The organism is Candidatus Methanocrinis alkalitolerans, assembly GCF_029167205.1.
Lineage (GTDB): Archaea > Halobacteriota > Methanosarcinia > Methanotrichales > Methanotrichaceae > Methanocrinis > Methanocrinis alkalitolerans.
Map to the genome: position 1 here is coordinate 1 of NZ_JARFPL010000063.1, position 7,261 is coordinate 7,261.

Below are 7,261 nucleotides of genomic sequence, written 5' to 3' on the forward strand. Positions count from 1 at the left end.
GAATTATATATCAGTGGTCTATAGTTCCAATAGGTTATTAATAAGGTTATGCTATATTTTGTATAACGGAAGTGGGATCAAAAATCTGCGAGACTATTTAAACCGATCCTTAACCGATGACCTATGAAGCGGTATCGATAGAGGGATTACCAATGATCGACAAAAAGAACCGGATGCAGGACCAGATGCTGGACAAGCAGGATGAGACGACGGGGGAGATCCAGGGGCTGCCGACGGATATGAAGGACCACATCGACTTGAGGTTTGCGAGGATCGAGACCGATCTCGCCGAGGTGAAGACGGCCCTGATAGAGAAGGGGATCATCTGACGGCAAGGATATATCTCCTCTCAGGTTCTGCTCTCGTTTTGGAATCGACCTTCTCGTTCCGTCTCTGGCGGACCCTTTTATGAGTCGAAAACGAAACGCTCCAGAGATGGCGTTAGGGGGCACTTTGTAGCCTCTTCAGAGTCGTCTGCGCCGCAGCAGTCGAGCCATTGTTTCGGCTCCCCCTCCGGTGGTGAAACCCAGTCGTTCATGGTGACGTTGAGGTTCATCCGATGCTCTCCCAGGTAGTCTTGAGAGATGAGCAGTTTGGGCGCCCCCGATTCGTCCAAACGGATGACGTCGAGGTTGGTGGAAGACCCTATGGTTACCAGGTTCAGACCGTAACGGCTTGACTTATTTGCAAATGTATTTTCGGACAAGTCGTCCGACGTGATCTCGACCGAGGTAACCGACCTGTTGATGTGAGCCTGGTAGATGCTCTCTTTGTAAAGTTTCCATGAATCGATGGACGTCGATACGACGTCCCGATTGTTCTGGTAGCTCTCGCGGGTCCTGATTCCGGGGCCGAGGTAAGATATCTTTTTATAATTTGAGAACCGGGTGGGCCAGCGTTCATCGATTTCTAAATTGATGAAATCATTTTGAGGGTCCCGGATGTTGACGCTCTCATTGATGGACTCGTTAGTCCCGCTCTTCAGCTTTGCGACAATTGAGACGGGACCTTCTAGGCTCTGAAGTTGCATCAATTCATCGTAATTTAATTGTCCGGCCGAGGATGAGGACAATTCACGTGATTCGATACCTGCAAAATTTTGGATGTGCGTCAATTTGGAAAAGGAGCCGTTTCCAGAGATTGACCCGCTCATCTCGAAGTTCAAATTTTGCGTTGAACGATTAACGCTCCAGCTCGTTGAATTCACCCGGGCAGTAACATCATAGCCTATCTTGGCGTCAGAGATGGTGATCAAAATTGCGCCGAGGATTATGGCGGCCAACAATATATGGGGGATTGTTTTAACCATAATCTCTCCCGTTTATGGCGAGGGCCAGGTGGTCCCTGTCGTCTAATGCAGCGGCACTCCATAGAAGAGGCTGTTATTGCGGCCACAGATTGGATTTATCCCCATCTTGGACGATCGGCTATCCCAAACTTGTGAAATTCAGCTCAGCTCCCTATTTTCTTTTGCCCATTACCTTAAAGTCTATCGTTTATTTATGGGTTTTGGTGCAGATTTTAAAAATAAGTCTAAATTGATAAATTAGCTGAGGTGACCGCAAAATAGGTGGACACATCAGCCATCGGCCAATACGAGAGTCGAATATAGCAGAGATGTTGTTAGACAGGTGGATGAATTCAGTTCACCCACCTATCGCCCTGATAAGCCAATTGACCTTTACAGTCTCGTTCGTCTCCCTAATCTTGACCTCTGCAGGGATCAGCTGGCCGTCGATGGCCAGGTAGGAGTTACCGGTTCCGTTGCTCTGCTCTGCTCCCAGGTACATCGAGCCCCGATCGTAAAAGACGACGTAGAAGTCTTTTGTTACTGGCACAGAGGGCACATCCATGCCATAGGCGACGGGACCGTCCGCCGATCCGAAGTAGAAGTTCTGCGTATCGGCAAACTTGTAGAGGAGATTGGCCTCATCATCCCTCACCTCAATGAGGAAGTTTCTGTCTGGGGGGAGGCGTCCGCTGGTGTGATTGAATCCGCTCCATCCGACTATCAGAAGGGATTTGAGCATCCAATCGGGGGTTGGAGCTGTGAACTTCACCGCCTCTCCGACGCCCAAGCCCGCTCCTCCGAAGTCGGCTATGGCGGAGTAGAGGGTGAACTCCATATCAGATAGGTTCTTTCCGCTATCAGAGATCAGCATGGTTTGGCCCCCCTCTAACGGCTGTGCCATCGATTGGGATGGCGGCGTCGCGGCTTCGGGCTGGACGCTCCTTTGATCTATCACGTTCTGGTAGCTGAAGGATGTCACGCCCTCGTCTGCAGCCTGGGAGCTGAGCCAGAGAGAAGAGCAGAATAATAGCGCTATAATTATAGTCTTGCTCGTGGTCTTACTCATTAAAAACACCCACCGTCATATTCTATCCGCACTTAAGAGGATTTCGATTAACCTCCGTACAGGCAACTTCCTCCAGATACTATTTAAATAGAGATGGCCCCGAATTCGGGATTTAAGGGTTTTTCGAGATACGATAATGCACAAATTGAGTTGATTTCTTCATCGCCGATCGAATGGGCGGCACGGGACAATTCGTTTGAATCCGATCGGCTCTCATAAATGGCGTCTTGGTGAATGAAGTATCTTGTCATGGTTTCGATCCACAACAGCTCATTTCTGGCAGACTACCCGAAATCCTCTTAAGTTTTATCTTCCTCGCCCTTTACAGCAAACTGCATCGCCATCTCGAAGTACTCGCCGGGGATCAGCTCGGGATTTGAGGGTTCACCCTCTTCCACCGGGGACAAGTAAGCTTTTTGATTGAGATAGTACCAGAGTCCGGGGCTCGCGTCAGGATACAGTTCTCTGAACGCGTTTATCTCTTCTTCAAATGTTCTATAAATCTCTTCCATCCGGTGGTCGTAGATCCTGCCGGTTATTTCGACTTCGCCCGGCGGCAGCGTCTGGGTTGGGAAGTCTGTTGCTTCGCCTTTCATCTCGAGGCTGCCGTCAGGACTTCTTGCTACCCCCTTTATCTTCTGGCCCAGCTCGTAGCCTGTGGAGTCCGATTCGAAGCGATCGATCCACAGGACGTCTTTGTCGCCCACGACGTCCTGCTCTATGGACGCCGACTTGGAACCGGTGACGGTTATCTCCGATTGAACCCCCTTGATAATCCCGGCCTCAGTCTCATCTGGCGATGGGAGTTCAGTCTCAATATCTACGTCGTTTATGGATTCGGTCGTCCCGCCGGTTCCCGAGGACGTCATAGTCTCGGTCCTGATCTGCCCCTTCTGGAAATAAACGGCGTTTGTTACGGTTATCGTCTGCTCCACTCTATGATCTGAATTGTAGTTGTACGTCTCCATCGTTCCGTCTTTCACCATGCTGAAGGATCCGAGCTTGAAATCCCTTGAGCCGTCTCCTTTGAAGTTGCAGTCGACGGACGCGCTCCATCCGAAGCCTCCGGAGTCGGTCTGGGCCCCTGTCCCCAGGGGGTCCCCGTTCAGGACAGCCTCATAAGAGTAATGGCTGATGGGGTTATTCGACCTTCCTCCGCCGTTATACAATAGAGAGGTGGGGGTGAGGATGGCGGCGCTGCCGAAGTCGAAGCTCGCGCCGGCAAGGCTGGTGGATAATGAGTCCTGGGAGTTGTAGACGTTTATATCCAAAGCTACATTTGCGCCAGCGTTCCCGAGAAGGGAGGCCATCATCAGCGCCATGATGAGCAGTTTGCCTTTTCCTGGGGACCTCATCTTCCTCTCTCCTTCTCAGCCCGGCTGATGGACGAGCTTCATCGTCGACTTGCAGTTGATATCTCCTATCCCGAGCTCTCTAGAGAAGTCGTATCCGTAGCTCACCTGCCCCATATCGTCGACGACGAAGCCGAAGTTGATCGACTCGCTGAAGAGGTCGGCGGGAGCGTCCAACTCCAGAGGATGGAGTTCAAAAGATCCGGTGTACTCCTTGACGTACCCGGCGGGCAAGGTTCCCGACCGGACCGGTATGGTGTTCGTTACGGTATTGTGCCCTCCCGTCAGGGCGAGGTCGTAGTCCGCTCCACCGGTGCTCGCGATCGTCATCCCGGAGGAAGAGCTCTCGACCCAGTCCCTCTGGACCTCCGGGTTGAACCTCGGATCGGAGACGGCGGTGACGACGGTCCCAAAGACGTTCGTCCTGACCTCCGTGACCCCCTTCCACTCAAAGGCCCGAGATTCGGTGGCCATGCCGCTCAAGGTGCCGCTCTGCTGGGCAGCAAAGAACATCGACTGGACGAAGTCGCCGCCGCCTGCGGGGGAGTCGGTCCTGATGGTGCTCGTCACCTCCCCCTTCCCCTGGAAGTAGAGGTCGGGGGTCGATACGAGGTTGTCGGATAGGGTCCTGACGACGGCGAGATCCGTACCCTCCACCTTCAGTTCGGATATGGTGAAGGCGCTCGCGTCCGTCCCGGCGGACGCCGACTGAGCACAGGCTGCGAGCAGAGCCAGCAGAACTGCGATCGGGGCGACGGGTACGGGTCTCATCTTCAGGCACCTCATAATAAAGAGAAGAATTAAATTGGGGGGTCGAGGTGATGAGATCACCTCAACCTGATTGGTCTAGTTTCGTTTCAGCTCGCTTACCAGTACGGGAAGTAGGCGTTAGCTCCTGGTACATTGTCCCAGGGCGCTGCATCCTGGAATCCCTCAGTCCAGACGCCGTTGTTGTGAAGCATCACGTGGTTCTCGAACCCACCGGCGTTGGCCTCGATCACACCGGTGCCCCTGCCGCCGTCAAACCCGGCGAAGGAGGTGACGGTTCCAGAGAAGACCGCGCCAGTGACCTCATCAACCTTCATAGCAGCTGTGCTGGCCATGCCGATGTCTGCACTGGTGAAGAACGTGTCAGGAGCGCTGGTCTCGATCATGCCGGGCTGGGCTCTGCCAGGGGCGCTCTCGAGGTTGGTAAACGAGGTTACGACCCAGTCTCCAACGACTCCAGCATTGCCCTCACTCTCGAACTGCGCAAAGACGCCGGAGTTCGGGTACTCGCCCTGGAACTTTGCGCCACTGAAGTGGAGGTTCTGGTAAGTGTTTATTCCTGCCTCGATCTCCGGCCCGTCGTTGGTGTCAAGCGCTCGGGACACAACGTAGGCACCGCCACTCTGAGTCAGGGTATGGGTCTGGCTCCACGGCTCAGCTCCCATGGTGTTGGTGCCAGCAGTGTCGAAGCCCTGGTTGGTTCCTGAAAGCTTGTTGAAGACTGCACCAGCCAATTGATCGTCGTTAACATCCGTCGACTTGAAGTAAGTGCCAGACTCGGCACCGATCATCTCAGGGAGTGGATTTCCTGCCTGCTCGTATCCTGTCAGCACACGCTGGTAACTAACCTGGTCCGTGAAGTCCCATGCCGCGGCAGATCCGATAAGGGCGACCGCCGCCAGCAATACCATCGCTATTTTCATCTTCTTTCGCCTCCTTTAGGTTCTCCTCAAAGCCCTCATCCGAGGGCAGACTCCGCCTGAGAACCACGCCTGGAACTCAGGTTTTAGCCTCAAACATACCATTGGTACTGTCTAAGTTATAAATAGTTAGTAATGTATATTAAGAAGGTATTTTAAGGGGTTTTGGTAAGTTTGATGGTTAAGGCGCTCTAATCGGAAGAGAGAGTACGTACAAATGGTCAGTAATTGAGATTTCTGAGACGGGGATTCGTTAGATTGATATCGATTCTGAATAATTAATATTCGTAGATACTTAATATTTAATTAATACATAAATCATGTGAATTTTTCGGAGGGGGCACAACGTCCAAGGCGCCGATAAAAAATTCTATGATGAGGCTCTGAGCCGAGGTACGATCTCCTGAAAGGCGCCATCAAATCGGCGGATCTTTCTCATCGGGTTGAGGCTCTGCGTCCCGATATCCTCGGAGGATCGGATGGATCCCGCCCCCGCGGCGAACGCCTTCGCGACATTTTTCCCCACCATCTTTATGAAGAGATGCTCCGGATTCTTTCGAGGACCGAGGCGAGGTGCGGTCCGATGATGGGGGGGGCATCGAATTCTGCCAAGTCGGATGGTTCCGGATAAGGCTTTCAGGGGTGAACTACCCTACCCTAAAGGGTAGGGCTTCCCACTTCATCGCCAAGACTTGCATCACAGAAACGTGATGTAGAGGTTTTGACTCTATGGGCGCTACGGGCTGTTCCATCCCTGTGGAGAGAATGTTTACTGCTGCATTGTAGTCTCGGTTGGATGAGAAACCGCAATAGGGACACTCATGGACTCTATCTGATAGTTCCTTTCTCACAATGCTACCGCAGAAGGAACACCTCTGTGAAGTGTTACGTGGGTCTACCACTATCAGCTTTCGACCAGCACTTTGAGCCTTGTACGAAAGCATGAACATGAACCTTGACCAGGAGGCGTCGTGGATGTTTCTATGGATGCCTTTATTGTTGCCCTTTTCCTTCAAGCCCTTGACATCCAGATCCTCAGCACAGATGATATCATATCTGTTGACGTACATCCTGGAGAGCTTATGGAGGAAATCGGACCTCTGGTTATTGATCCGTTCATGGGCCTTGTCCAGCTTATCCACGAGTTTTCGGCGGTTATTGGAGCCTTTTTGAGCTCTAGAAAGCTTTTTCTGGATATTCTTGACCTTTGTAGCAGCCTTCTCTGCGAACCTTGGATTATCCACCGAATTTCCATCGCTATCCACGACAAAGGATGTCAAGCCAACATCCAGACCTACGGCGTTACCTGTTTCAGATAACCACTTTGGTTCTTGCTCTGCCTGAATCAAAGCAAACCATCTATCGCCTGCACGCTTGATGATGACCGCCTTGATATTGCCTTCAACCTTCCGATGGAGCTTGATCTTTATCTCTCCAATCTTGGAGAGCTTCAGTATACTATGGTCCTGATCGAGCTTGAACCCCGACTGATTATAGTTCAGGGTATTGTACCACCCTTTACCCTTGAATCTAAGATGCCCCACCTTTCTGCCATTCTTCTTCAGAGCAGAGAGGCCCTTGATGTTGGACCAGAGGGTATAGTTGACCATCTGGAGGACCTTCGAATAGACATTGTTGAGGTTGGGATTCTCAGTCTTCAGAAGAGGAATTAGGTTTTGGGTATCATACGTTCTGAGCGTCTTACCGCTTTCCCTTGCCTTGTTCATCTCCTCCAGTAGACGGTTGTAGAGCCATCTACAGGTATCCAGAGCCTCGACCAACTTCTGCTCTACTTCCCTACTGGGAAATATAGGATACCGGTAGCTGATAATCATTTCTCCCTCTTCATCTGAGATTCTACATA

The 7,261-nt window shown here is 51.8% G+C and carries 7 protein-coding genes; 1 reads left to right on the forward strand and 6 read right to left on the reverse strand.

The annotated features are described in order from the left end of the window. The first annotated feature begins 152 nt into the window (after positions 1-152). Positions 153-329, forward strand: a complete 177-nt coding sequence (locus tag P0O24_RS12005; protein ID WP_316969995.1) for a hypothetical protein — start codon at positions 153-155, stop codon at positions 327-329. A gap of 77 nt (positions 330-406) precedes the next feature. Here P0O24_RS12005 and P0O24_RS12010 read toward each other — a convergent pair whose 3' ends face one another. The 6 genes from P0O24_RS12010 to P0O24_RS12035 form a co-directional block, all read right to left on the reverse strand. Then, positions 407-1,309, reverse strand: a complete 903-nt coding sequence (locus P0O24_RS12010; RefSeq protein ID WP_316969996.1) for a hypothetical protein — start codon at positions 1,307-1,309, stop codon at positions 407-409. A 337-nt stretch (positions 1,310-1,646) separates the two neighbouring features. After that, the gene (locus P0O24_RS12015; protein WP_316969997.1) at positions 1,647-2,357 is read right to left on the reverse strand and encodes a hypothetical protein; all 711 of its coding nucleotides are present in this window, start codon (positions 2,355-2,357) and stop codon (positions 1,647-1,649) included. Positions 2,358-2,656: 299 nt separating this feature from the next. After that, positions 2,657-3,712 (reverse strand): hypothetical protein, encoded by a 1,056-nt coding sequence (locus tag P0O24_RS12020; RefSeq protein ID WP_316969998.1) that lies wholly within the window; start codon positions 3,710-3,712, stop codon positions 2,657-2,659. Positions 3,713-3,727: 15 nt separating this feature from the next. Beyond that, positions 3,728-4,480, reverse strand: coding sequence for a hypothetical protein (locus P0O24_RS12025; RefSeq protein ID WP_316969999.1), 753 nt, complete (start codon positions 4,478-4,480; stop codon positions 3,728-3,730). 95 nt (positions 4,481-4,575) lie between these two features. Then, positions 4,576-5,400 (reverse strand): hypothetical protein, encoded by an 825-nt coding sequence (locus P0O24_RS12030; RefSeq protein ID WP_316970000.1) that lies wholly within the window; start codon positions 5,398-5,400, stop codon positions 4,576-4,578. Between the two features lie 644 nt (positions 5,401-6,044). Beyond that, the coding region (locus tag P0O24_RS12035; RefSeq protein WP_316970001.1) for an RNA-guided endonuclease InsQ/TnpB family protein at positions 6,045-7,261 on the reverse strand (1,217 nt) is incomplete at its 5' end.